Origin of the sequence: Neoaquamicrobium sediminum (genome assembly GCF_040970315.1) — a bacterium.
Taxonomy (GTDB): domain Bacteria; phylum Pseudomonadota; class Alphaproteobacteria; order Rhizobiales; family Rhizobiaceae; genus Aerobium; species Aerobium sediminum.
Genome location: NZ_JAZHFV010000003.1, coordinates 313,214 through 337,862, shown reverse-complemented (window position 1 = coordinate 337,862; position 24,649 = coordinate 313,214). Strand labels below are relative to the sequence as shown.

The 24,649-nt window shown below is 62.9% G+C and carries 26 protein-coding genes and 2 tRNA genes; 15 read left to right on the top strand and 13 right to left on the bottom strand.

The window, feature by feature from the left end; translation table 11 throughout:
- Positions 1–10: 10 nt before the first annotated feature.
- The gene (locus V1479_RS12205) at positions 11–781 is read left to right on the top strand and encodes an alpha/beta fold hydrolase (RefSeq protein ID WP_368803121.1); all 771 of its coding nucleotides are present in this window, start codon (positions 11–13) and stop codon (positions 779–781) included.
- The gene (locus V1479_RS12200; protein ID WP_368803120.1) at positions 778–1,644 is read left to right on the top strand and encodes an alpha/beta fold hydrolase; all 867 of its coding nucleotides are present in this window, start codon (positions 778–780) and stop codon (positions 1,642–1,644) included. The genes V1479_RS12205 and V1479_RS12200 overlap by 4 nt, the downstream gene beginning before the upstream one ends.
- 33 nt (positions 1,645–1,677) lie before the next feature.
- Here V1479_RS12200 and V1479_RS12195 read toward each other — a convergent pair whose 3' ends face one another.
- The 3 genes from V1479_RS12195 to V1479_RS12185 form a co-directional block, all read right to left on the bottom strand.
- A complete protein-coding gene (locus tag V1479_RS12195; protein ID WP_244649003.1) occupies positions 1,678–2,253 on the bottom strand; it encodes a putative glycolipid-binding domain-containing protein in 576 nt (191 codons plus the stop codon).
- Positions 2,250–3,440 (bottom strand): winged helix-turn-helix domain-containing protein, encoded by a 1,191-nt coding sequence (locus tag V1479_RS12190; RefSeq protein ID WP_173191594.1) that lies wholly within the window; start codon positions 3,438–3,440, stop codon positions 2,250–2,252. Before V1479_RS12190 ends, V1479_RS12195 begins: the two co-directional genes overlap by 4 nt.
- Before the next feature lie 100 nt (positions 3,441–3,540).
- Positions 3,541–4,344: an enoyl-CoA hydratase/isomerase family protein gene (locus tag V1479_RS12185; RefSeq protein ID WP_173191592.1), complete on the bottom strand. Its 804-nt coding sequence runs from the start codon at positions 4,342–4,344 to the stop codon at positions 3,541–3,543.
- A gap of 110 nt (positions 4,345–4,454) precedes the next feature.
- Between V1479_RS12185 and cysE the strand changes: the two genes are divergently transcribed.
- Together cysE and V1479_RS12175 are read left to right on the top strand one after the other, a co-directional pair.
- The gene (gene cysE / locus V1479_RS12180; protein ID WP_173191590.1) at positions 4,455–5,276 is read left to right on the top strand and encodes a serine O-acetyltransferase; all 822 of its coding nucleotides are present in this window, start codon (positions 4,455–4,457) and stop codon (positions 5,274–5,276) included.
- 112 nt (positions 5,277–5,388) lie between these two features.
- Positions 5,389–5,598, top strand: coding sequence for a DUF3126 family protein (locus V1479_RS12175; protein WP_173191588.1), 210 nt, complete (start codon positions 5,389–5,391; stop codon positions 5,596–5,598).
- Positions 5,599–5,602: 4 nt separating this feature from the next.
- Here V1479_RS12175 and V1479_RS12170 read toward each other — a convergent pair whose 3' ends face one another.
- Positions 5,603–6,277: a hypothetical protein gene (locus V1479_RS12170; RefSeq protein ID WP_368803119.1), complete on the bottom strand. Its 675-nt coding sequence runs from the start codon at positions 6,275–6,277 to the stop codon at positions 5,603–5,605.
- A gap of 183 nt (positions 6,278–6,460) precedes the next feature.
- Between V1479_RS12170 and V1479_RS12165 the strand changes: the two genes are divergently transcribed.
- Positions 6,461–6,787: a DUF6949 family protein gene (locus tag V1479_RS12165; protein WP_173191586.1), complete on the top strand. Its 327-nt coding sequence runs from the start codon at positions 6,461–6,463 to the stop codon at positions 6,785–6,787.
- Between the two features lie 24 nt (positions 6,788–6,811).
- Complete coding sequence (locus V1479_RS12160) at positions 6,812–7,339, top strand: gamma carbonic anhydrase family protein (RefSeq protein ID WP_173191584.1); 528 nt, start codon at positions 6,812–6,814, stop codon at positions 7,337–7,339.
- 219 nt (positions 7,340–7,558) lie between these two features.
- Here V1479_RS12160 and lipB read toward each other — a convergent pair whose 3' ends face one another.
- Positions 7,559–8,353, bottom strand: a complete 795-nt coding sequence (lipB, locus tag V1479_RS12155) for a lipoyl(octanoyl) transferase LipB (RefSeq protein WP_368803118.1) — start codon at positions 8,351–8,353, stop codon at positions 7,559–7,561.
- A 174-nt stretch (positions 8,354–8,527) separates the two neighbouring features.
- On the opposite strand from lipB, the gene V1479_RS12150 reads away from it, so the two are divergent.
- Positions 8,528–8,612: transfer RNA gene (locus tag V1479_RS12150), tRNA-Leu, on the top strand.
- Between the two features lie 319 nt (positions 8,613–8,931).
- On the opposite strand, the gene V1479_RS12145 is transcribed toward V1479_RS12150, so the two are convergent.
- Both V1479_RS12145 and V1479_RS12140 read right to left on the bottom strand, forming a co-directional pair.
- Entirely contained in the window at positions 8,932–9,903 is a 972-nt protein-coding gene (locus tag V1479_RS12145) for an alpha/beta hydrolase family protein (RefSeq protein ID WP_368803117.1), read from the bottom strand.
- Positions 9,904–10,126: 223 nt separating this feature from the next.
- Positions 10,127–10,216 (bottom strand) — tRNA-Ser (locus V1479_RS12140).
- Positions 10,217–10,449: 233 nt separating this feature from the next.
- Between V1479_RS12140 and V1479_RS12135 the strand changes: the two genes are divergently transcribed.
- The 7 genes from V1479_RS12135 (at position 10,450) to V1479_RS12105 (ending at position 18,034) form a co-directional block, all read left to right on the top strand.
- Complete coding sequence (locus V1479_RS12135) at positions 10,450–11,664, top strand: septal ring lytic transglycosylase RlpA family protein (RefSeq protein ID WP_438620519.1); 1,215 nt, start codon at positions 10,450–10,452, stop codon at positions 11,662–11,664.
- A gap of 158 nt (positions 11,665–11,822) precedes the next feature.
- Complete coding sequence (locus V1479_RS12130; RefSeq protein WP_368803116.1) at positions 11,823–12,986, top strand: D-alanyl-D-alanine carboxypeptidase family protein; 1,164 nt, start codon at positions 11,823–11,825, stop codon at positions 12,984–12,986.
- Positions 12,987–13,100: 114 nt separating this feature from the next.
- Positions 13,101–13,763 (top strand): dTMP kinase, encoded by a 663-nt coding sequence (tmk, locus tag V1479_RS12125; RefSeq protein ID WP_368803115.1) that lies wholly within the window; start codon positions 13,101–13,103, stop codon positions 13,761–13,763.
- Entirely contained in the window at positions 13,760–14,815 is a 1,056-nt protein-coding gene (locus tag V1479_RS12120) for a DNA polymerase III subunit delta' (protein WP_368803114.1), read from the top strand. The genes tmk and V1479_RS12120 overlap by 4 nt, the downstream gene beginning before the upstream one ends.
- Before the next feature lie 65 nt (positions 14,816–14,880).
- On the top strand, positions 14,881–16,431 hold the full coding sequence (gene metG, locus V1479_RS12115) for a methionine--tRNA ligase (protein ID WP_368803113.1): 1,551 nt from the start codon (positions 14,881–14,883) through the stop codon (positions 16,429–16,431).
- Positions 16,432–16,441: 10 nt separating this feature from the next.
- The gene (locus tag V1479_RS12110; RefSeq protein ID WP_368803112.1) at positions 16,442–17,221 is read left to right on the top strand and encodes a TatD family hydrolase; all 780 of its coding nucleotides are present in this window, start codon (positions 16,442–16,444) and stop codon (positions 17,219–17,221) included.
- A 3-nt stretch (positions 17,222–17,224) separates the two neighbouring features.
- Positions 17,225–18,034 carry an MBL fold metallo-hydrolase gene (locus V1479_RS12105; RefSeq protein WP_368803111.1) on the top strand — a complete coding sequence of 270 codons (810 nt, stop codon included), beginning with the start codon at positions 17,225–17,227 and terminating at the stop codon, positions 18,032–18,034.
- A 149-nt stretch (positions 18,035–18,183) separates the two neighbouring features.
- Here the strand turns inward: V1479_RS12105 and V1479_RS12100 are convergent, their stop codons facing one another.
- From V1479_RS12100 to V1479_RS12075, 6 genes are all read right to left on the bottom strand, one after another.
- Positions 18,184–18,576, bottom strand: coding sequence for a GFA family protein (locus V1479_RS12100; protein WP_368803110.1), 393 nt, complete (start codon positions 18,574–18,576; stop codon positions 18,184–18,186).
- A gap of 136 nt (positions 18,577–18,712) precedes the next feature.
- Positions 18,713–20,179: a M81 family metallopeptidase gene (locus tag V1479_RS12095; protein ID WP_368803109.1), complete on the bottom strand. Its 1,467-nt coding sequence runs from the start codon at positions 20,177–20,179 to the stop codon at positions 18,713–18,715.
- Between the two features lie 31 nt (positions 20,180–20,210).
- A complete protein-coding gene (locus V1479_RS12090; RefSeq protein ID WP_368803108.1) occupies positions 20,211–20,576 on the bottom strand; it encodes a RidA family protein in 366 nt (121 codons plus the stop codon).
- Positions 20,577–20,606: 30 nt separating this feature from the next.
- Positions 20,607–21,431 (bottom strand): carbohydrate ABC transporter permease, encoded by an 825-nt coding sequence (locus tag V1479_RS12085; RefSeq protein WP_368803107.1) that lies wholly within the window; start codon positions 21,429–21,431, stop codon positions 20,607–20,609.
- The gene (locus V1479_RS12080; protein WP_368803106.1) at positions 21,428–22,300 is read right to left on the bottom strand and encodes a carbohydrate ABC transporter permease; all 873 of its coding nucleotides are present in this window, start codon (positions 22,298–22,300) and stop codon (positions 21,428–21,430) included. Before V1479_RS12080 ends, V1479_RS12085 begins: the two co-directional genes overlap by 4 nt.
- A 96-nt stretch (positions 22,301–22,396) precedes the next feature.
- The gene (locus tag V1479_RS12075; RefSeq protein WP_368803105.1) at positions 22,397–23,629 is read right to left on the bottom strand and encodes an ABC transporter substrate-binding protein; all 1,233 of its coding nucleotides are present in this window, start codon (positions 23,627–23,629) and stop codon (positions 22,397–22,399) included.
- Between the two features lie 252 nt (positions 23,630–23,881).
- Between V1479_RS12075 and V1479_RS12070 the strand changes: the two genes are divergently transcribed.
- Positions 23,882–24,637, top strand: coding sequence for an SDR family NAD(P)-dependent oxidoreductase (locus tag V1479_RS12070; protein WP_368803104.1), 756 nt, complete (start codon positions 23,882–23,884; stop codon positions 24,635–24,637).
- Positions 24,638–24,649: the final 12 nt, after the last annotated feature.

The window sequence follows — 24,649 nt, the reverse complement described above, 5'->3', positions numbered from 1 at the left end:
ATTGCCTTTCATGCAGACCTTTTCACACGACGGCTTCGAGATCGCCTTTATCGATCGGGAGCCTGCGAGCGGCTCCGGCGAGCCCGTGCTCCTTATCCATGGCTTCGCGTCCAGCCATCACGTCAACTGGGTTGCCCCCGGCTGGGTGAAAACGCTGACGGAAGCGGGCTATCGCGCCATCGCGCTCGACAATCGCGGCCATGGTCGCTCGACCAAGAGCTACGATCCCGCCGACTACACGCCCGATATCATGGCCGAGGACGCGGCCGCGCTGCTCGATCACCTCGGCATCGGCAAGGCGCATGTGTTCGGCTATTCGATGGGCGCGCGGCTCTCGACCTTCCTCGCACTGGCGCACCCGGAGAAAGTCGCAACGCTGATCCTCGGCGGGCTGGGCTACGGCATGGTCGACGGGGTCGGCGACTGGGACCCGATCGCCGAGGCGCTTGTGGCGCCCGACCCAGAGGCGATCAGCCATCCGCGCGGCCGGATGTTCCGCACCTTCGCGGACCAGACAAAGAGCGATCGAGAAGCGCTTGCGGCCTGCATCGAGACGTCGCGCGAGCTCGTCGCCGAGGACGAGCTTGGCCGCATCCGCCAGCCCGTGCTCATCGGCGTCGGCACCAAGGACGACATTGCCGGCTCTGCGCAGAAACTCGCCGCGCTGCTGCCGGATGCCGAAGCTTTCGATATCGAAGGGCGCGACCATATGCTGGCCGTCGGCGACCGCTCATGGAAAGCGAAGGTGCTGGAATTCCTGAAGGACCATCCGATTACATGACACCAACACCGATCGAATTCGCAGGCGCGGAGGGCAATCGGCTTGTCGCCGACCTCTGGGACGGACATGGACAGCCGGTGCTCTTCCTGCATGGGGGCGGACAGACCCGCCGCGCGTGGGATGCGACGGCAAGGCGCGTCGCCGAAAGCGGCATGCGCGCCATCGCGGTTGATCTGCGGGGGCATGGCGAAAGCGAATGGGTGCCGAGCGGCAATTACAGCTTTGCCGACTACGGCGCCGATGCCGTGGCGCTCGTGCGCCAGACGAAGGAGCGGTTTCACGCAACGCCGGCGGCCGTTGGCGCCTCGCTTGGCGGGCTTTCGATGCTGATCGCGGAGACGCGGCACGGTCCGCTGCTCGATTCGCTCGTGCTGGTTGACATCACCCCGCGCATGGACCCGGAAGGTGTTGCCAAGATCCAGGGTTTCATGGGCGAGCGGATGGAAGAGGGCTTCGCGACGCTCGAGGAAGCAGCCGAGGCAATCGCCGGCTATCTGCCCAACCGCAAACGCCCGCGTTCGCTCGACGGCTTGCGCAAGAACCTGCGCCTAGGATCGGACGGCCGCTATCGCTGGCACTGGGATCCGGCCTTCATGACAAGCGAGCGCAACATCAACCTGCATGCGCGCGAGACCATGGAGGAAGTGATCGAGGGCCTGCCAGAGCTGCACCTCCCAGTATTGCTGGTGCGCGGCATGCAGTCCGAGCTGGTGCATGAAGAATATGCCAGGGAGTTCGTCGAGACCGCACCGTCGGCCAGCTATGTCGACGTCGGCGGGGCAGGGCACATGGTGGCCGGTGACAAGAACGATGTCTTCAGCGCCGCGGTGCTGGACTTCCTGAGCGACCGCGCGGCGGCTTAAGGCAGGCAGCGAAGACGCAGTGGCCGCCGTTACCTACGACGCTTGAGCCGACGGCGAACCAATGGCTTCCCAAAGCCCGGGATAGGCGGTGATGAAGCCGATGTCAGCCACCTCCAGCGTTGCTTCATAGTCGAAGCGCGGTGCGGTGTAGGCGTAACGCAAGCTATCAATGCGGCGATAAGTCTGGTCGAGTTGTTCCAAGCGCAGCGCAGGGAAGGCGAGATAGGCGGCGGGGGCAGGCGTTTCCTGCCCGACCGAAAGTACGAGACGCCTTATCGGCAGGATGTTGGTTGCCGGGGTGAAGCCGAGGTCGAGGTCGACAAGTTCGGCCGGTGCATCCTGATCAACGCCGTTGATCTGCCATGCGCCATTCGCCGAGCGTCCGATCTCCAGCTCGATCGGCATGTCGCCGAGCCATCCGGATACGGTCGCACTGCGCGTGCGCCATCCCGTATCGCAGGAGACCCGGTACCGCAGACAGGTTGGCTGGCTTTCGTGGAGAAAGGTGGCGACACCCTCGATCGACCAGCCGTCGTCGACCGGCGAAAGCCGGCAGCAGTCATGGCCTTCCACGTCGAGCCGACGCCAGAAGATGACATGCGTGCTCATCGCATCCATCCATCGATAAACTCGACACGGCCGACGCCGGCGAACCGTCGCAGGCGTTCGAGCTCTGCCTCGAGCTTCGAGACAAGCGCCTTGGAGTTGCGCACACCGGCTTCCGGCCAGAAGGCCCGCACGACGAGCGCGTCGCTCTCGCGATCGGCCTTGACGTCGATGCGGCCCACCGCCTGCTCGCCTCGCAGCACGGGGTAGACGTAGTAGCCATATTGCCGCTTGGCTTCGGGCACGAAGATCTCGATGCGATAGAAGAAGCCGAACAGCCGCTCTGCGCGCGCACGGTCGCGCAACAGCGGGTCGAACGGGCTCAGGATGCGTACACGATCCTGCACTTCGTTAGCCTCAATCGCAGCCTCTGCCGCGCCGGGCAGCGCGAAACAGACGCGGGGCTTGCCGTTGCCGACGCTCTCAACACGTACCGGCACCAGTTCGTCGCGATTCCTGGCGATCCATTCGTCGACTTCAGCCGGCGTCAGAAGTGCCCAGAACGCAGCGATCTCGCCCCGAGTGGCAAAGCCGAGGCGCATGAGCGCCTGCCTGCATGCCCAGTCGACGAAGGCATCGTGCTCGACTTCGTCGCGCCGGTGATCGTCGGGGATCACCCGCTCCGTCAGGTCATAGACCTTCTGGAAGCCCTCACGGCGGGCGATAGCCAGGTCGCCGGTGCGCCACAGGAACTCGAGCGCGGCCTTGGAGGGATGCCAGTCCCACCAGCCGGAGGAAGGCTTGTCGCCCTCGAAGTCGCGCGCCATGGCCGGGCCGTTGTCGGCAATGTGAGCAAGCACGCGTGTGAGGTCGTCGTCGAAGCCTTCAGTACCGAAATGGCCCTTCCAGCGTGTGCGCAGCCGCTGCTTCTCCCGCTCGAAGCGGTGCCGCCAGTAGGGGAAGAAGGCGCTGGGGATGATCGACGCGTCGTGGGTCCAGTTCTCGAACAGCGCGCCGTCCTTTTCCACCAGCGTCTGCAGATCGCGGCGGCGGTAGGTCTGGCTGCGCGAGAAGAGGATGTGGTGATGCGCACGCTCGAGCACGTTGACGCTGTCGACCTGTACGAATCCCAGATCGGCGATGGTCGCGGCCAGTTCATCCTTGCGCATCGGGCCGGTCCGGCTGCCATCGAGGCCGCAAAGGGCAAGAAGATGGCGGCGGGCCTGGCGGTTGGAAACGAGAATCGTCATGGCTGGAGCTTACGAGCGGTCATCGCTTCATCCACCCGAAAACCGCCATTCGGGCAAGTCGGGATGCTGACAAGATGCTGGCAGGAACCACCCGCCGAGTTCAACGGCCCTGGAAAAGCGCTCTTCGCTTTTCACGGAAGGCCAGTCGGCCCTCGGCATAGTCGGCGCTTTCAAATGTCTCGTCGCCAAGCTTACTCGCAACGGCCGCATCCGCTGCGCTGCCTGTCAGCGTTGCTCGGATCGAGGCCTTGGATGCCTTCACGGACAGCGGTGCGTTGGCCGCTATCGTTGCCGCGAGTTCGGTCGCGCGCAGGTCTAGGCCGCCAGGTTCCACGATCTCCAGCAGGAACCCTGCGTCCAGTGCGGCTTGCGCGTCGAGGCGTGCAGCCGAGAAAGTCAGATATTTGGCCAGTTGCGGCCCGAGCGCTTGAACGATGTCGGCCATGGCGTCGACGGGATAAGCGAGGCCAAGCCGTGCGGCCGGAACGCTGAACAGCGCGGTGGTGGACGCGATCCGCAGGTCGCACGCAGCCGCCATGCCGAACCCGCCACCGAAGCAGATGCCCCTGATCGCCGCGATTGTGGGAACAGGACAGTGCCGGATGGCGGCGAAGGTGGCGGAATTTTCGGCCTCGTATTGGCGCGCCTTTTCCGCACTGCCGCGAACGGTATCGAACTCGGTAATGTCCGCCCCGGCACAGAAGTCGCTCCCGGCGCCGGTGAGAATGACGGCACGTATCGTGGAATCGCCAGCCAGCCCCTCAAACAGGGATGTCATGGCCCGCCACATCGCCTGCGACATGGCGTTCTTGCGGGCGGATCTCTCGATCGTGACGGTCACGACGCCGTTTTCGGCGCGTGCCACGTTGAGAAACTCGGTTTGCGCGATTACGTGATCCGGCATGCGACCAATCCCATTGAACGCGCGTTCAGGAAAATGCGGTTCATTTGACACTGCAAAGGGATTATGGTTCGCACCGGCCCAAAGCAAGGCGTTTGACACGGGAGGTCCCGATGAGCAGCAGCAGCGTGGCGCGATCCGAGGCGATCCAGCCTGTCGATCCGATCTGGTCGGCGGTCCGGCGCGAGGCCACGGAAGCGGTTGAACGCGACCCGCTCTTGGCGGCGTTTCTCTATTCGACCATTCTCAACCACGACAGCCTCGAGGGCGCCGTCATCCATCGCCTGTCGGAACGGCTCGATCATCCCGATGTCGGGGCCGACCTGATCCGCCAGACCTATGCGATGATGGTGCGCGAGACGCCGGAATGGAGCACGACGGTTCGCGTCGACATCCAGGCCTATTACGACCGCGACCCGGCCTGCGACAGGTTCCTGATGCCGGTGCTCTACTTCAAGGGTTTCCATGCGATCCAGACGCACCGTTTGGCGCACTGGCTTTGGCACAATGGCCGCAAGGACTTCGCGCTCTATCTACAGAGCCGGTCATCGGCGATTTTCCAGACCGATATTCATCCGGCTTCGCGGCTTGGCAAGGGCATCTTCATCGACCACGCCACCGGCCTTGTCGTGGGAGAGACGGCGCTTGTGGAGGACAACGTCTCCATGCTGCATGGCGTAACGCTTGGCGGTACCGGCAAGGCTGGCGGCGACCGCCATCCGAAGATTCGCCACGGCGTGCTGATCGGCGCAGGGGCCAAGATTCTCGGCAATATCGAGGTGGGCCATTGTTCCAAGGTGGCGGCGGGCTCTGTGCTGCTGACATCTATCCCCAACAACAAGACCGTGGCCGGCGTGCCGGCACGCATTGTCGGGGAAGCCGGCTGCGACGAGCCTTCGCGAGCGATGGACCAGCTGCTGGCCGCCGAAAGCTGACGGGAACGTTTCCCTTCAGGCATCTTGAAAGCTCCGGCGCGGGCTTTACATGGTCGTGTTCGGCGTGTCAGAAGCGCTGCAACGCAAGCAGAGAGCCCACTGGAGAGCAGGTTTGAAACCCGAAGAAATCAGGAAACTCGACGCCTATTTCAAGCGCACGTTCCAGAACCCGCAGCTTCAGGTGAAGGCGCGTCCGCGCAAGGACGATTCGTGCGAGCTGTACCTCGACGACGAGTTTCTCGGCATCATCTTCAGGGACGATGACGACGGCGATCTTTCCTACAATTTCTCGATGGCGATTCTCGACGTCGATCTGGCCTGAGCCACTATTGGCCGGTCTGCAGCAGGCCGGCCGCCATCTTCTTCACCGCAGCGTCCACCTCACGCCATGATCCGGCCAGTTCCCCCGGCATGCGGTATGTGAGGTTCAGGCCGTCGGCAATGTGGATGTCGCGCTCGCAAGGCGCGAGCGACTCGCGCGCAGCCGGGCCCGAAAGGCAGCGTGCGACGAAGGGGGCAGGGCCGTCCTCGTCGCCGACGACGAGCACTTCATCGACATAACCTGATTTCTCGCTGAACCGATAGACGGTGAGGCCGCCCGGTCCGGCGCGCCCTTCTCCTTCGATCAGCGCACGATAGATCGGCTCGAACCGACCGCTCATATCGCGCGACATGATGGGCTCGTCGAAGGACAGGAACAGAATATTGCGCGTGTTGCCTGCGTGGTTGAAATCGTCTCGCGCATCATTGCTGTAGCCATCCATCTGCGGCCAGCGCGCGTACAGGTCGAGGCGCGCGGTGACGCCGCTGCGGCGAGCCGTCTCGAAACGGATCATGTTGGCTGGCACGGCCAGGACATTGTTGCCGATCACAACCTCACGAATGGTGGTGTCGTCGCTGTGGCCGGCCAGGGCTATCGACCGACCCCACCATTTGCCAGCCACGCTGATGATGGCCGAAAGCGCGGCAAGAACCAGAAAGGCCACAAATACGCGTGCCATGAAGCGGGAGCGGAGGGGACTGGCGTCGGCGCCTTGCGATTCCTGCAGCATGTCTGCGCGCACGTCCGTCGCCCGTTCCTTTGGTCGTCCCCTTCCGGGACAGGATGTCCGGCATGCTTCTTGCTGCGATGCCGATTGCCATGTCGGGAAGATCGCCTCCGCATGGTAAACGGAGCGTAAACAATGCACTCGCTTGCTCTCATGGCTTATGCTTTCGCCGTCGGTTTGACGTTGTGCGGCCTTGCCGGGGCGATTTTCGAGCTCGTGGCCGGGCGACGGCTCGGGTTTCACCCACCCTTCGTCAGGCGTGAACGATTCGGGTTCTCGCTGGCGCTGATGGTGGCCGCAGGCCCGTTCATGCTCACCAACGAGGTGATTGCTGCACGACGGGCAGGCGCCATCGACTGGACCGCGGCTGCATTGTGCGCGGTGGGTGCTGGAATCTGGGCGATGGCTCTCGGTGTGCTTGCGGTTGAACTTGCGCTTCTCGTGTCGAGGCTCCTAGGGTGATCCGCACCCGTTCGGAGGAAAGACATGCCCGTATACGCGCTTGATGGCCACGCACCGCAGATCGATGACGAACCGACAATCTGGATCGCGCCGGATGCGAAGCTGATCGGCAAGGTCAAGCTCGGCAGGGCCGTGGGCATATGGTTCGGCGCGGTGCTGCGCGGCGACAACGAACTGATCGAGATCGGCGACGGATCCAACGTTCAGGAACATTGCGTCCTGCACACCGACATGGGCTTTCCGCTTACGGTGGGGCAGGGCTGCACGATCGGTCACCGGGCGATCCTTCATGGCTGCACGATCGGTGATAACAGCCTCGTCGGTATGGGCGCGATCGTACTCAACGGCGCGCGCATCGGGCGCAACTGCCTGGTCGGCGCCGGCGCGCTGATCACCGAAGGCAAGGTCTTTCCCGACAATTCGCTGATCGTCGGGTCGCCTGCCAAGGTCGTGCGCGAGCTGGATGGCGAGGCGGCAGCGCGCCTGCGCCTTTCCGCGGAAAGTTATGTCGCTAACGCGCGCCGATTCAGGAACGGACTGAACGAGGTCTGAGAAGGGCGCCGCCTTCAGCCTCGTGGCGACAGTGGCCGGCGCGCGGGTTCGAAACGCCTACAGTCTACATCTACATTGAGAGCAAAAGCCGGTCGCGCGTCTATCCGGGGACGCGTCGCGATGCGCTGACGCATCGTCACGTCTGCGCTTGACATGAGAACAAAATGGAAACATAAAGGATACATAACGAATACAGGAGAGAGAAATGGCCGAGTTCGTTCAGGATGTCCTCTCGCTCGTCACGATGAGCGCCTTCGTCACCGCCATGGCGCTGCTCATTGGCTCGATGTGAGGCTCGGGGGAATTTTCCGTTGCGCCAAAAACCTCTTCGAAGGCTGATTTCAGCGCAACGTCGTAATCATCCATGGTGACCGGCAGGCCGAGGTCGACCAGGCTGGTCACACCATAGCCCGCGATCCCGCACGGGACGATGCCGCTGAAATGCGTCAGATCGGGTTCGACGTTGACGGCGATGCCGTGCAGGCTGACCCATCGGCGCAGGCGAATGCCAATGGCGGCGATCTTGTCCTCGGCAGGGCTTCCGTCGGGCAGGGGCGGGCGGTCGGGTCGCGTGACCCACACGCCGACGCGATCTTCGCGCCGCTCTCCCTTCACGTTGAAGCGTGCGAGGGAGCCGATGATCCAGGCTTCCAGTGAGGCGACAAAGGCGCGAACGTCCTCGCGCCTGCGTTTCAGGTCGAGCATGAGATAGGCGACCCGTTGGCCTGGGCCGTGATAGGTGTATTCGCCGCCACGGCCGGTCGCAAAGACGGGAAAGCGGTTCTTGTCGAGCAGATCCTTCGGATCGGCACTGGTGCCGCCGGTGTAAAGCGGGGGATGCTCGACCAGCCAGACGAGCTCCGGTGCACCAGCCTCCCGGATAGCTGCGGCGCGCTCGTCCATCACCGCAAGGGCGGTCTCGTAGTCCGTCAGGCCCGGCTCGATTCGCCACTCGACGGGCGGGCCGTCGAGGGTGGGCAGGAACAAGGCTTGCATCCGGTTTCGTTCGATCATTGCTGGCTGTCCTGAGGCTCCCCTTGATATGGGGGATTGCCGGAAAAAGGTCCAGTTTCGTAGAACATTGTCCGGCTTTCGTAATTGTACGCAAATCGGTGTCGACACACTTGTGCCCCGCATACCGATTTGCTACATGCGCCGAGCCGGTTCCGACCGGCCCTTTCGTGACGTGCGGTCGTGGCGGAATTGGTAGACGCGCAGCGTTGAGGTCGCTGTGGGGCAACCCGTGGAAGTTCGAGTCTTCTCGACCGCACCACTCTCTTTAGAGAGCCCGAATTCTCGGCAGGCTTGACGGATGTCGGCCTGCACCTCGGAATGTAATTGATCAGTTGAAATCACCGTTTGTAAAGCTTTCCTGACGCCCTCCGGGGATCAGCGGCAATCCCTTGGACTAGGCTATCTCCGCGCGGCGGCATCTCACCGATGTGCGCGGGCAAACTAGGTCCGTAGCTGAATGCAGCGATGGTCGATCGCACAACAGCGTGCTGTCGAACCCATGGGACGACTAGCGGGTCGTCTGGCAGAGTGCCGCAGGCAAGCACGCTTCTGCCCGTTTCAGCGGCGTCAGCCTCCGCCTATTCGCTGTGGTCCCTCAGGAAGGATATGACCGCCCGTGCGGTCTCCAGATGGATGGACTCCCGTGTTTCGGCAGATACGCCGCAGATGGATGAATCTCCATCCTCCGCGGCCAGAATATCCGGCCCGGCGGGGGTGCAGACGGCGAAAGCATCAAAAATAGACGCGTCCGGTATGACGACGGATCGATCGGCTTGGTCGCCGCCGCCTGCCGCCTCGGGCGTTCCGAGATAAATCCGCAGCGCGCCAACCTCCTCAGCAATACTGCCCAATACGGCCGGATATTCCGGGTTTATGGCGATCACCGAAGTAACGCGGGGATCTCGTGCCAACCCTGCCACACCTTCCTGACTAGTTTCAGACAGGGTTACACCCTGTGCAGCATACCACCCACAATCCGGCCCCTCAGATTCGCTGCCAGTAGCGCAAGAGCGCATATATTCGTCGACATCCATTTTCGCTCCGGCAACGGAGAGGGCAGCGGTAGCGCCAAGTGCAAAGCCCACGACGGAAACTTTGCTTTCGTCAATGCGTGGGCCCCATGTGGCGTCGGCCTGCACCAAATCAATGGCGCGGTGTATGTCCTGCGGTCTTTGCCATATTTCGTTCAACGCGATGGCCGCATTGTCCGGACGCGGGCCATTGAGTTCGACCACAACGTACCCTGCCTGCGCTATTGAAGAACTGAGCCAGGCACCGGAGTCGGTGGCGGATCGCAATCCTCCGTGTGAAACCACCACCAGAGGCAGCGCGCCTTTCGGAAACTGAGCATCACGCGTGGCCGAAACCCCTTTGAAAACGGGATTCCCGCCAATGGTCGCGGACGCTTTCTCCTCGGATGGGTACCAGATCGACATGGAGAGCGGGCGCTCTTCCACCGAGGTGTCGTGAAGATAGGCAACTCCGGCCGCCGGTTCTGCAATGGAAGGTGTCACAGCCAGCATAAGAACCAGAGAAAGACCAAATTTCATCACGCGCCCCCATGGCAGACCAACAGATTTGGCTGTTGTATCATGTATTTACGACAATATGGCAATGACAGCGTTGTCTCACGCCGCGGTCTGCTCCCTTGGCGGGCCACCTGGGTCGGAAATCACCTGGTCCCGCTTTCCCGTGGATCATGGAGACGCACAAGCACCGTCGAGCGCGGCGATCGGCGACACCTTGGATGGTGAAAATGGCAGTAATGGCTGTTGGCGGAGGGAGTGGGATTCGAACCCACGGAGACATCGCTGCCTCGCCGGTTTTCAAGACCGGTGCCTTAAACCGCTCGGCCATCCCTCCGGTGCGACGTGTATGCGTCAGGCGGCCGACCAATTCAAGCGGCAAGCGGCTTGGCGTTGTTTGATCGGCGAATGCCATAATCTTGCCCGTATCCCGTCACAATCGGTTAACATGGTAATAAGCATTGCATGCGCAATTTGCGCGAGGGTGTCATCACGCATCGTAATCGGGTAAACCACCGCATCGGCGGGGTTTCGAGGAGGCGGTGTGTTTCGCATGAGGGGTTCGGGACGTTGACAAGCAAGGCATCTGCGCCCGCAGGGCATACGGCGCGCGGCGTTGGCCTCGTCACGATTACCGTCACATCCATGATGCTTGCGGCGTGCTCAACGTCCGGGCCGCAGACGGCGTCGGCAAAGCGCACCTCGACCAAGGAATATTTCGCTGAATCGGAATACGGGGTGAAGGCCAGCCCCAGAGTTTCGATGAAGCGCTCCGGACTGCCACGCGGCGGCGGGCGCGAACAGGTCGGCAAGCCCTACAAGGTCAAGGGCAAATGGTACCATCCCAAGGAAGACCCGGGCTACCGCAATTCCGGCATGGCATCCTGGTATGGAGACGCCTTTCACGGCCGGCTCACTGCCAATGGCGAAGTCTATGACATGACGCACCTGACAGCGGCACATCCGACGATGCCGCTGCCCAGCTATGCCCGCGTTACCAATAGGGCGAATGGCTCGTCGGTGATCGTTCGCGTTAACGATCGCGGCCCGTTCGCGCATGGCCGCATCATAGACCTGTCGCGCCGAGCCGCTGAATTGCTCGACTACACGCAGAAGGGCGTGGCGAAAGTCGAGGTCGAATATGTCGGGCGCGCGCCACTCGACGGACAGGATGACGCTTTCCTGATGGCGTCCTACAAGCCGGGCGGTGGCGGGCCCGACCCGTCCGATGGCCTGCCCACCGGCGTGATGATTGCCATGAATGGGCCGACCCCTACGGTTTCTGCCGCGGCAGCGCCGGTTTTTCCGGGTCAGCCGGCATCCCAGGCGCCCGTGGCGGCTGCGCCTGGCGATCCTATCTTGCCTGATTTCGGTCCTATCGCGCCAGAAAGACCTGGCGTCGGGCTCGCAAGGCGTCTCGGCGCCGGGCAGCCCACCGAAGCGCTGGCTTATGCCGACGAGCGCGTGAAGCGCGCAGCCCAGGTGGTCGCCGACTTCGCCGGCAGCGCGCCCGACAATGCCGCACTCCTGGCCGCGCTCAACAAGCGCTATACGGCGGCTCCCGCCCCCTCGGAATATGTCGCGGTCGGCACGTATGCCAGCCAGGCCGAAGCCGAAACGATGGCGCGTGCGCTCGAGGCAGCCGGCAAGGCTACCATCGAAACCGACTGGAGCGGGGATGGCTTTGCCCTCAGCCTGCGCTCGGATGGCCGGGTTTCAACCGACAGCCTGCTCAGGGCTGCATGGGCGGCAGGCGCCAGCGACGCGATGACGGTACGCGAGTAGGGCGCAGGCGCCATCTCCCAGGGCAGAGTATGACGAGCGGCATTGCGGCCCGCCCGTCGGCGCTCGACACGGCTGCATCTCGCGCCGGCAGAGCGGTTCCCATGGAATGGCCCATGCTTTAGTTTCGGGGCTTCAAGGGCTGGTTCGGGGTTATTGGAATGGTGAAGCTCGCGCGTTTTCGCGTTTATGTTCTGGGGCTTACGTTGCTTCTGGCTGCATGTGCCGGTGCACAGGCACAGCTCTTCGAGACCAAGGCCAAACAGGCATTCATGATCGATGCCGACACCGGCACGGTTCTTTACGCCAAAGACGCTGACGCGCTGTTCCCGCCCGCTTCCCTTGCCAAACTCATGACCATGGAAGTGGTGTTCAACGCCATCAAGCTCGGTCGGCTGACGCTCGATGACGAATTTCTGGTGTCCGAGAACGCCTGGCGTACCGGCGGCGCACCGTCCAGAACGTCCACCATGTTTGCCGAACTTGGCTCGTCGATCCGCCTGGAAGACCTGATCCAGGGCGTGATCGTGCAATCGGCCAATGACGGCTGCATCATCATCGCCGAAGGCATGGCGGGTTCGGAGGAGAATTTCGCCCAGTTGATGACGGAACGGGCACGCGAGATCGGTCTGGAGAAGTCCGTGTTCCGCAACTCGACTGGCTTGCCAGCCGACGGCCAGGTGGTCACCGCACGTGAACTCGTTCTGCTTGCCCAGCACATCTGGCGCGAATATCCCGAATTCTACCGCTACTACAGCCAGCCCGAATTCACCTGGAACAAGATCCTGCAACGCAACCGCAATCCGTTGCTTGGGCTGAACATCGGCGCCGACGGTCTCAAGACGGGTTTCACCGAAGAGTCGGGCTATGCGATCGTCGGTTCCGTGCGTCGCGACGGGCGTCGGCTTTTCGCCGCACTGAGTGGCATGGAGAGCGACAACCAGCGCGCGGAGGAATCGCGCCGTATCCTCGACTGGGGCATGCGCTCGTTCGAAAAACTCGATCTCTACGAGGCCGGTGAGGTGGTCGGCGAGGCCAAGACCTTCGGGGGCGAGAAGGGCGGAGTGGCGCTGCGTGCAGACGGCCCCATCTCGATCTTCGTGCCGATCACAAATCGCGACAGGCTGATCGCGCGGATCGTCTATGAGGGGCCGGTCGTCGCACCGGTGGAAGAGGGCGCCCAAATCGGCACGCTCAAGGTCTGGATCGGCGATACGATGAGCCAGGAGACACCGCTCTTTGCCGCCGAGAGCGTGGGGACCGGTGCTCTCCACCAACGCGCGCTCGATGCAGTCGAAGAGCTGCTGGTCGGCTGGCTGCGCTAGGTGTCGTTCCGGGCACTGGCCAATGGATATTCCCGCGTGCGTGGCCTATGTGAGGACGAAAAGGCGGAGTCGGTGGTGTGTTGCCGATCCAAGACCAACGGCTGAAAGGCGGACGTGGCGCGCGGTATCTTCATAACCTTCGAGGGCGGGGAGGGGGCCGGGAAATCGACCCAGATCGTCACGCTGGCACAGGCGTTGCGAGGCACCGGTCTGGAGGTTCTGGTGACGCGCGAGCCAGGCGGCTCGCCTGGTGCAGAGGCCGTACGCCACGTGCTTTTGTCTGGCGCGGCGGAACCGTTCGGCCCAGGCATGGAGGCGTTGCTGTTCGCAGCGGCGCGTTCCGACCATGTCGAGCAGGTGATACGCCCGGCGGTGGCGCGCGGTGCGGTAGTGCTGTGCGACCGCTTCATGGATTCGAGCCGCGTCTACCAGGGGGTGACCGGCAATCTCGATGCCGGTTTCATGCGAGCACTGGAAAAGGTCGCAATCAACGGCATGGTGCCGGACCTGACGATCATTCTCGACCTCGATGCCGAAGAGGGGTTGCGTCGGGCCACAGCGCGGCGCGGAAGCGATGGCGCGGACCGCTATGAAAAGGAAACGCTGGAGGTCCACCGACGGCGGCGCGAGGCGTTCCTGGACATCGCCAGGGCCGAGCCCGAGCGCTGCGTGGTGATCGACGCCGGGAAATCGCCGCAGGACGTTGCCGCCGCAATCGCCGAGGCGGTTCACCCCCTCGTATTACGTAGCGAGATGGCGGAGGAGGGCGCTGCATGAGCTTCGAGCGTCTCGCCCCGGAACAGTTCGACACCATTCCCGGCATCGCCGAGCCGGCGGAGAACCCGCTGCTGGTCGGCCATGCCGAGGCGATGCTGCAGGTCGCTTCCGCATACCGCGCGGGCAAGCTGCACCATGCCCTGCTTCTTGCCGGACCGCCCGGTATCGGCAAAGCGACCTTTGCGTTCCATCTCGCCCAGCACCTGCTGGCAAACACAGTAGCCGCCGAGGCGCCACCGGGATTCTCGCAGCGTGACCCATCGTCGCCGCTGTTCCGCCAGATCGCGCAAGGGTCGCATCCGGCAGTGCTGCACCTGACGCGGCCCGTCAACGACAAGACCAAAGGGTTCAAATCCGTGGTCACCGTCGACGAGATTCGCAAGATCAACCGGTTCCTTTCGATGACAGCGCATGACGGCGCCTACCGCATCGCCATCGTCGATCCTGCCGATGACATGAACACTAATGCGGCCAATGCCTTGCTCAAGAATCTTGAGGAGCCGCCGCCGCGCACGCTCTTCATCCTGATTGCGCATTCGCTGGGTAGCCTGCTGCCAACGATCCGCTCGCGCTGCCAGACGATCAAGTTCAAGCCGCTGGAGCCGGCAGCGCTGTTGCATGTGCTGGACGCGTCGCAGACCACCGTGCCGGAGGATGAAGCGGGCCGTGCGGCGCTGGCAGCCCGGGCAGGGGGGAGTGTGCGCGATGCGCTGTTGCTGACCGAGTATGGCGGGCTCGACATCGCTGATGCGGTGTCCGGTGTTCTCCGCTCTCGGCCTTATGCCTATGGCGACGCATGGCGCGTGGCCGAGGCGGTCAGCGGTCGCGATGCAGCCGTCCAGTTCTCCATCTTCAACCAGCATGCACTGGAAACAATCGCAGAACAGGCCAGGGGCGCGGCGCTGGCCGGCGACAGCGCCCGTGCAGACGGCCTTGCGGAGCTGTGGCGCGAGGCTGAGCGGGCCGTTGCAGAGACCGAGACTTACAATCTCGACAAAAAGCAGCATGTCAGCGGGCTGCTTCAGCGAATGTGGCGGGCCGCCAATCCCTGAACCGGGATAGCCATTGCCCTTGCGATGCGCTATCTGACCGCCAGAAACCGATCGTCGGACCTCCCATGCCAAGCCAGACCTATTACATCACGACTGCCATTTCCTATCCGAACGGAAAACCGCATATCGGCCATGCATACGAGCTGATCGCGACCGACGCGCTTGCGCGTTTCCAGCGTCACGACGGCAAGGACGTGTTCTTCCTGACGGGCACCGACGAGCACGGTATCAAGATGTACCAGACCGCGCGCAAGGAAGGCGTGTCGACGCGCGAGCTGGCCGACCGCAATGCGGCCGAGTTCAAGCGCATGGCTGAAGCGCTCGGCGCATCCAACGACGACTTCATCCGCACCACCGAAGAACGCCATTACCGCTCCTCCCAGGCGATCTGGAAGGCGATGGCGGATAACGGCGACATCTACAAGGGCGGCTATGCTGGCTGGTATTCGGTGCGCGACGAAGCCTATTACGACGAGGACGAGGTCGAGCTGCGAGACGACGGCGTGCGTTACGGCCCGCAGGGAACACCCGTCGAGTGGGTGGAGGAGGAGAGCTATTTCTTCCGCCTGTCGGCTTATGGCGACCGGCTGCTCGAGCTTTATGAGGAACGCCCCGACTTCATCGGCCCGGTGGAGCGCCGCAACGAGATCGTCAGCTTCGTCAAGTCGGGCCTGAAGGACCTGTCGATCTCGCGCACGACCTTCGACTGGGGCATTCCAGTGCCAGGCGATGAGAAACACGTCATGTACGTGTGGGTCGACGCGCTTACAAACTACATTACCGGTGTCGGTTATCCCGATGAAAACGCTGATCTTTGGCGCTTCTGGCCGGCCGACCTTCATGTCATCGGCAAGGACATTACGCGCTTTCACACGATCTACTGGCCGGCATTCCTGATGTCGGCCGGGATCGAACTTCCGAAACGCGTCTTCGGCCACGGTTTCGTATTCAACCGTGGTGAGAAGATGTCCAAGTCGGTCGGCAACGTGATCGATCCCTTTGTACTCGTCGACCATTACGGGCTCGACCAGGTGCGCTACTTCCTGCTGCGCGAGGTGCCGTTCGGCCAGGACGGTAACTACAGCCACGACGCGATCGTGAACCGTACCAATGCCGATCTTGCCAACGACCTTGGCAATCTGGCGCAGCGCTCGCTGTCGATGATCGCCAAGAACTGCGGCGGCGTGGTACCGCAGAAAGGCGCGCTGCAGGACGTCGATACCGCGATGCTGGCGATGGCCGACGATGCGCTTGCAACAGCGCGCAAGGCGATGGGCGTGCAAGCGATCCACCAGGCGCTGGCGGCGGTGTTCGCAGTCGTTGCGGAGGCCAACCGCTATTTCGCAGGACAGGAGCCTTGGGCGCTGCGCAAGACGGATCCCGCGCGCATGGAAACTGTTCTGTGGACCACGGCCGAAACCGTGCGCCGCGTGGCGATCCTCTGCCAGCCCTATGTGCCGGGTTCGGCAGCCAAGCTGCTGGACCTGCTTGCCGTGCCGGCGGACCAGCGTGACTTCGCGCATCTGGCGGACGCGTTCGCGCTGACGTCGGGCGACGCATTGCCTGCGCCGCAGCCGGTTTTCCCGCGCTATGTCGAGCCGGAAACCGCAGCCTGAGCGATCGCCGATGCTTGTCGACAGCCACTGCCATCTGGACTTTCCGGATTTCGCCGAGGAGCGCGACGCGATCGTGTCGCGCGCGCTGGAAACCGGCATCGGCTGGATGGTAACGATCTCGACACGCGTGAAGACGTTCCCGCGGGTACTGGCGATCGCCGAGGCCTACGAGCAAGTCTATTGCTCGGTCGGCACGCATCCGCACAATGCCGCGGAAGAGCTTGACGTGACGGCCGACCAGCTCGTGCGGCTGGCGCAGCATCAGAAGGTCGTCGCCATCGGCGAAGCGGGGCTCGATTACTTTTACGACAAGGCACCGCGCGACGCCCAGGCGAAGGGTTTCCGCACACACATCGCGGCGGCGCGCATCACCGGCCTGCCGCTTGTGATCCATGCGCGCGACGCTGATGCCGACGTCGCGGCGATCCTGGAGGACGAAATGGGGAAGGGGACCTTCCCTTTTGTTCTCCATTGCTTTTCATCCGGCCGCGGGCTGGCAGAAGCCGGCGTCGCGCTCGGTGGCTACGTGTCTTTCTCGGGAATCCTTACGTTCAAGCGCTCGGACGAGCTACGCGAGATCGCAGCACACGTCCCGCGCGACAGGCTTCTGGTGGAAACGGATGCGCCTTACCTCGCGCCGCAGCCGTTTCGTGGCAAGCGTAACGAACCGGCCTATGTCAAAGAGACCGCAGCGGTCCTGGCGAAGGCCATCGGGGTTGCGGATAAAGAGATCGCCGAAATCACCACGGACAATTTCTTCCGCCTGTTTTCCAAGACGCCGCGGCCGTAAGACATGGCTGATCGCCTGCGCCTCGTCATTACCGGATGCGGCTCGTCGCCAGGCACGCCGCGCATCGTCGGTGACTGGGGCAATTGCGATCCCTCCAATCCCAAAAACCGCCGACGGCGTGCAGCGGCGCTTGTCGAGCGCATTTCAGCATCCGGTGAAGTAACCCGCGTCGCGATCGACACCGGGCCGGATTTCCGCGAGCAGATGCTGGATGCGGGTGCGACGCATCTCGACGCTGTCGTCTATACGCACCCGCATGCCGACCATATCCACGGCATCGACGATCTGCGCGGCTATTTCCTGGTGCAGCGCCATCGCATCGACATCCACGCAGACAAGCCAACGCTCGAAAGGCTGCGCGACGCGTTCGGCTATTGCTTCGAGACGCCGCCCGGCAGTTCCTATCCGCCGATCGTCACGCCGCATGTGATCGCGCACGACGTGCCGTTCACCATAGACGGCGCCGGCGGTCCGATCACGTTCATGCCGCTCACACTGGTGCATGGAGACATCCTGTCGCTCGGCTTCCGCATCGGCGGGCTCGCATATTGTTCCGACGTCAGCGACTTTCCCGAGGAAACCGCAGCCCAGCTCGAAGGCCTCGAGGTGCTGGTGGTCGATGCGCTGCAATACCGGCCGCACCCCAGCCATCTGTCGCTGGCGCAGGCGCTGGATTGGATCGAAAGGCTCCAGCCGCAGCGCGCAGTGCTGACGCATATGCACATACCGCTGGATTATGATGCCGTTCGCGCCGCAACGCCTGACAATGTAGAGCCGGCATTTGATGGCATGGTGATCGAGATTTCGGCCTGAAGCCTTTGATCGGGTTTTGCTTTCAGGCTGCGAGTATACGATCTCCCATGTCAACGTGAGTTCCATAATCCATCTTATGCGACTTTTGTTTGTGGGGGTTGGGCGCCGGATGGATGCCGTCTGGCGTTGATTGTTTCTCGCTAACCCACCTACTCATCGCGGCGCCCCGTAGCGTCGCGATCACGTTCGTATCGTCTGGTGACGGGAAACGGCGGCAACCATGCCTCTCGACGGACAGTCCAGAGTTCATAGGTCGGGATCAGTTGGTCAGGTGCGTCGAGTGATCCCAGGTTCACCTCGACCTCGTCGCCGCTGCGCCCGAAAACCGAAGATCTGCATTCCGGGCAGAAATGACGCCCCGCATAGTCGCGCGTTTCGCCTTCGACCGTCACCGCATCTGAGGGAAAGATCGCCGATGCGTGAAAAAGCGCGCCGTGGTGTTTGCGGCAGTCGAGGCAATGGCAGATTCCGACCCGGTACGGACGTCCTGTCGCCGTCAGCCGAACCTTGCCGCACAGGCAGCCGCCGGAGAATCTGTCCATGCTGCTTGCCTCCACCATCAAGCGGCCCACAACTACACCGAGGCTGCTCAGCCGTCCATCATCACCACATCCACCACCGGCCCGCGCTGCGGCGCTGTGTGAGGGAGTGCTGATGTAGCGCCCTTCTTTCGCGGTGCTATTCGAACGCCTGATCGCTGATGGGCCATATCGGCCGCGAGAGTTTCCGGTAGCCCGCCGTCTTTGGGTTGCTCGGATAGCAGCCCTCGACGGCCGCGTGGACGATTTCTTCCGCTATTGGTGCGAAGCCGGCATGGAAGTGGTTGGTCGATTTTATCAGCAGCACCTGCTTTTCGAGCGGATTGACGCCGAGATTGCTGAAGATGTCGGGCTCGAAGGTCTGCGTGCGGTTGGTGTTGAGGATGATGTCGATCTCGGTGCCGGCGAGCCGTACGAGCGCGGCCGGCCCGAGCGTGACCCGGCTGGTGCCGAAGGTCTGCCATCCTTCCTTCGCCAGCTTGCGGATTTCGAACAGGCCGTCGAAGGGCTGGCCGCTGGCGGCGTTGGCCTTTCCGCCGATGCGCATCTCCAGCACCGTGCCCTCGCCTGCGCCGTGCGCGAAGACGACCGCCTGCGGATCCCAGATCGTGGCGACGCCGATGCGGTCGATCCCGCTGGCGGCAAGCGCGTGCAGCAGCGCCGTGTTGTCGCCGGCGGTGCCGCCGCCGGGATTGTCCCACATGTCGGCGATCACCAGCGGCTTGCCGCTGCCGCCGGCCCGTTTGGCGCGCTCGATCGTCTGTTCGACCGTGAGGCTGTTCATGATCGTCGTGCCGCGCATGGCGCGAACTTCGAGACCGAGTTTTTCGGCAAGCGCTGCGCCGGTTTCAGGCGCGTTGTCGGTCACCACCAGCATGCGCGTGCCGAGTTCCGGCACATCGGCGGCCATAAAGCCGTGGATCAGGGACACCGAGAGGACCCCGTCCCTGCCCTGTAACGCCTTCATGCGATCGACGAAGGAGCGCGTGGGTTCGCGGCTGGTCGGGAACACGTCGATCATCCGGCAGTCGAAGGTGGAAATGACGGGCCGGATTTCGCCGCGCGTGGCGCGCAGGGCAAGGTCCACCACATGCTCGGCGCGTTCGACGAAGTCCGTATGCGGAAACTCGAGGAAGGCGGCTAGGATATCGGCCGCGGCCACGCGCTTCGACGTCAGGTGGCTGTGCGGGTCGAGCTCGGCCGCCACCACGACGTCGGGGCCGACGATCTCTCGGACGCGCGCCAGCAGATCGCCCTCGCAATCGTCCAGTCCCCGCGCGACCATGGCGCCGTGCAGTCCGAGCACGACGCAATCGACAGGCATGGCTGCCCGCAATTGGCCGAGGATTTCGTCACGCAGGGCCTCGTAGACGTCGAGCCGCACATAGCCGCCAGGCTCCGCCCAGGTGGCGGTGCCCTCGATCAGGGTGAACCCCTCCTCCCTCGCCCTGCGGCGCAGGATCGGGATTGGCGCCGAGCACAGCGTCGGTGTGTCGGGGTGCGCGCCGGGCCCGGCATAGAAGGCCATCTCGAACGCATGCCTGTCGGTCGGGATCGGCGAAAAGGTGTTGGTCTCGGTGGCGAGCGACGCGGTGAAGACACGCATGCGATGATGTTCCGGTAGTTTGGCGCCGCCCCTATAGCGGCTTATAGGCGACGGCCTCGACCTCGATCTTGATGTCGATCATCAGGCGCGATTCAACTGTGGTGCGGGCCGGTGGGTCTTTCGGAAAGTGTTTGGCGTACACCGCGTTGAAGGCGCCGAAATCGCGCGCGTCCTCGATCCAGACCGTCGTCTTGACCACATCTTCCATCCCGCAGCCGGCAAGCGCCAGCGCAGCCTTCACATTGGTCAACACCTGTTCGGTCTGCTCGGTGATGCCACCCTTGACGACGATGCCATCGGCCCCGACGGGTACCTGGCCCGACACGAATACGAAATCGCCGGCGCGCACGGCGGGAGAAAGCGGCACGTGGGAGGTGCCGAAGCACTGCTTGGTCATATGTCTGCTCCTTTGTCGGCCTGAACCGGCCTATTTGACCGCGCCGATCGCCAGCCCACGCACCAGATAGCGCTGCAGCCAGGCAAAGACGATGGCGACTGGGATGGTGGCGACGAAGGTCGCGGCCATGACGTGATGCCATTCGACCGTGTAACGACCCGCCACCAGCGAGAAAATCTGGATCGGCAGCGTGTAGCTTTCCTGCCGCCTGAGCATGGTGAGCGCGATGACGAACTCGTTCCACGCGTTGATGAAGGAGAAGATCGCCGTGACCGTGATCGCCGGAAGCGCCAGCGGCAGGAACACCATGGCGAGCGCCCGCGCCGGGCTGGCGCCTTCGATCCAGGCCGCCTCCTCCAGATCCTTCGGGATGGTGGAGAAGTAGCTCTGCAGCATCCAGACCGTGAAGGCGACGTTGAAGGCGCCATAGACGAAGACGATCGAATTGACGTTGTCGAGCAGTCCCAGCCAGACGACGAGACGGAACAGGCCGATGACGAGCACGATCGGCGACAGCATCTGCGACACCAGCAGGAACTGCCGGAACGCGCCCTGCCCTGCGAACCTGAACCGGCTCATGGCATAGGCGGCAGGGATGGACACCAGCAGCGCCAACACCGTTGACAGCACCGCAACATAAACCGAGTTCCACAAGGCGTTGCCGAACTTGGTCGCTTCCCACATATCAATGAAGTTTCGCCAGGCCTCCTCACGTGGCCACCATGTCGGCGACAGCACCTCGTTTGCCGGCTTGATTGCAGTGATGAACATCACCGCGAACGGGAACAGTATAAGCACCACCAGCGGCGAGAGTAGCAGCCAGAAAAGCAGCGATTTTTTCATCTTCTCGCTCATGTGCGCTCCTTCCGCATCGCAAGCGAGACGTAGACGACCGTGAAGGCGAGCAGCAGCGCAAACATCATCAGGGAAAGTGCCGATGCTTCACCGAGTTTCCCAAAGCGAAAGCCTAGCTTGTACAGATAAGTTACTAGAATATCTGTCGAATTTGCCGGATCACCCTGTGTCGTCGCCCAGATGATGGGAAAGGAATTGAACACGTTGATCATATTGAGAACGATCGCGATGTTCAGGAAGGGGCGCATCAGCGGCAGCGTGATCTCGCGGAAGGTCTGCCAGCGTGAAGCCCCCTCCAGCTTGGCCGCCTCGTAAAGGTCGTCGGATATCGATGATAGCCCGCCCAGGAAGATCGTAACCGTGAACGGGATCGTCACCAGGATGCCGATCATGATCTGGACCGGAAAGGCGGTCGAGGCGCGGGCGAGCCACTGGATGTTCTGGTCGATAAGTCCCAGAGTTCTGAGACCTGAATTGAGCATGCCGATCTCGCCATTAAGCGCCCAGCGCCAGACGATTGCCGTCATCGTGAGCGACACCGCCCAAGGCAGCATGATGATCACGCGCGCCACCGAGCGGCCGTAGAAGTCCTCGTTCAGGATCATGGCCACGGGCACGGAGATGACGAGCGCTCCAATGACGATGCTGCCGGTCCAGATGAAGGTCCGCCAGAGGGCGCCCAGGAAATTGGGATCCCCGAACACAGCTGTATAGTTTGCGAATTCGTTGAAGCCGCGCAGCTGGCCGAAGCGGTTGACGTCGTTGACCGAGATCGTGCCGAGCTGGAAGAGCGGCCACAGGATGATGAACGCGGCGAGCAGGAATCCCGGCAGTATCAGCACGTAGGGGTTGGTCAAAGGCGAGCGCATCGGTGTCTCGTCATGATTGGCCGGCGGAACGGCGGGGATTGCTTGGTCGGCGGGCGCGGGATACCGCGCCCGCCGACGGTCAGGTGCACCCGGCTATCAGTTGCCGAGGATACCGTTAATCTTCTCAGCAGCGGCATCCAGCGTGGCCTTGGGCTCGCCATCGCCGAGATAGATGGTCTGCACCGCGTCGGAGGTGGCTGCAGCGATTTCCTCCCAGCCAGCGATGACCGGCGCGAAACGTGCGTCCGGCAGAAGGGCGGTGAATTCCTTCAGGTCCGCATTGTCGGCAAAGGCCGGCTGCTCGGCCACTTCCGGATTGACCGGCAGAAAGCCCTCGCCCGAGGTGAACTTCGAGCGCCATTCGGTGGTGAACAGCATGTCGAGGAACTTCCAGGCCGTTTCCTTGTTCTGCGAATTCTCGAACATGATGATCGAGTCGGTCACGCCGTAGGTGCCGCGGTCGCCGTCCGGACCGGCCGGAATGGCAGCCACGCCGTACTGCAGGTCAGGTGCCTCTTCCTTGATCTGGTTGGACAGGAACGGCGCGGTGATCATCATGCCGACCTTGCCCTGCTTGAACAGGTTCTGCACGTCCTCGCGGTTGTACGAAGTAACGCCCGGCTGGGTCGAACCCGCATCGATCAGGGATTTGTACATCTCGGCAGCCTTGTAGCCGGCATCGGTGTCGAGGCCGGATGTGCCGTCTTCTTCTACCAGTTCGCCGCCATAGGCCCAGAAGGCATAGTAGAAATAGACGTCCGTCTCGATCTCCTTGCCCTGCAGACCGAAGCCGGCGATGTCGTCGCCCAGCGCGCTGATCTTCTCGGCCGCTTCGGCGAGCTCATCCCAGGTATCCGGCACTTCAGTGATGCCCGCCTGCTCGAACAGCGCCTTGTTGTAATACATGGCGCGGGCGGATGCCGCGATCGGCAGGCCGTAGGTCTTCTCCTGCATCACCGACGGCTCAAGGAAGACCGGGAAGAACCGCTCCTTGAATTCGTCGGTCATGTACTCGTCGAGCGGCGCTGCGATGCCCTGGTCGACGAAGTCGATAAGCCAGCGCGTACCGATGATCGACAGGTCGGCATTGGCGTTGCCGGAGATGTCGGTCGTCAGTTTCTGCAGCAGAACGTCCCATGGCACGACCTCGACCTGGATGTCCGAGCCGGGATTGGCCTCCTCGAACGCCTTTGCGGCCTCGTCGAAATAGGGGCCGGTCTTGGAGCTGTATTCGGCGACTGTGACGCGCACCGTCTCGGCGGCGGCCCATCCGGTGAATGCCAGAAGTGCTGCGCCCGCGACTGCGGATCTGAGCGCGGTCTTGTTCATTGCTATCTCCCTGTTCCTCTCTCGTGTTCCTGTGCGCCGGCATGCTGTTTCGACGGTCGTCCGCGGCGCCAGCGACAACCTCTGATGTAATTTTTTTACAGAAATTTGGAAAACGCAAGGAAATTCGCACATTCGTGTTGCTAAATTACGAGTTTTCGGCAACCCTCATGAAAACGGCCGTGAACGGCCAAGTTAGGCGCGACCGTGCTCAGCGAATGGTGAGCGTCGCGATCAGGGGCGAATGGGAGTGTGATGATCGAACTTGCGGGGCACAGAATTGTGGTTACAGGTGCTGCCGGCGGCATCGGCAGCGCGATGGTGGAGGTGCTGGCGGGGTTTGGTGCTGCGGTGGTCGCCTGCGACATCGACGGGGTCGACCTTGGACTGCCGGGCGTGGCCGAGGCGCATCATTTCGATCTGATGGACGATGCGGCGATCGAGGCTGCGGCAGCAGAGATTTGCGCCGGCGGTGCCCCCAACGCCGTCATCTCCAATGCCGGCTGGACACGTGCCGAAACCCTCGCTGATGTCAGCGCCGATGCGCTTTCGCATGAGCTGAATCTCAACCTGCGCAGCGCGGCGCGTTTGTCCCAGGCATTTCTGCCGGCCATGCGCGAGCAGGATGGCGGCGCCTTCGTCTTCATCTCCTCGGTCAACGCGCTGTCTCACTATGGCAATCCCGCCTATGCGGCTGCCAAAGCGGGCCTGCTCGCCTGGATGCGGGCGATTGCGACGGAGGAAGGCCGCAACGGTATCCGCGCGAACGCGATTGCGCCGGGCTCCGTGCGCACGATGGCATGGGATCATCGTATCGAGCGCGATCCGGCAATTCTGGGCAAAGTGAAGCAGCTCTACCCGCTCGGGCGCATGGTGGAGCCGGTGGAAGTGGCGCGGGCGGCGGCCTTTCTGGTCTCGTCGCTGGCGAGCGGCATCACGGGAACGGTGCTGCCGGTCGATGCCGGCATATCGGCAGGCAACCTGCCTTTCCTGGAACAAATCGCCGTCTGAGGAGCTCGATCA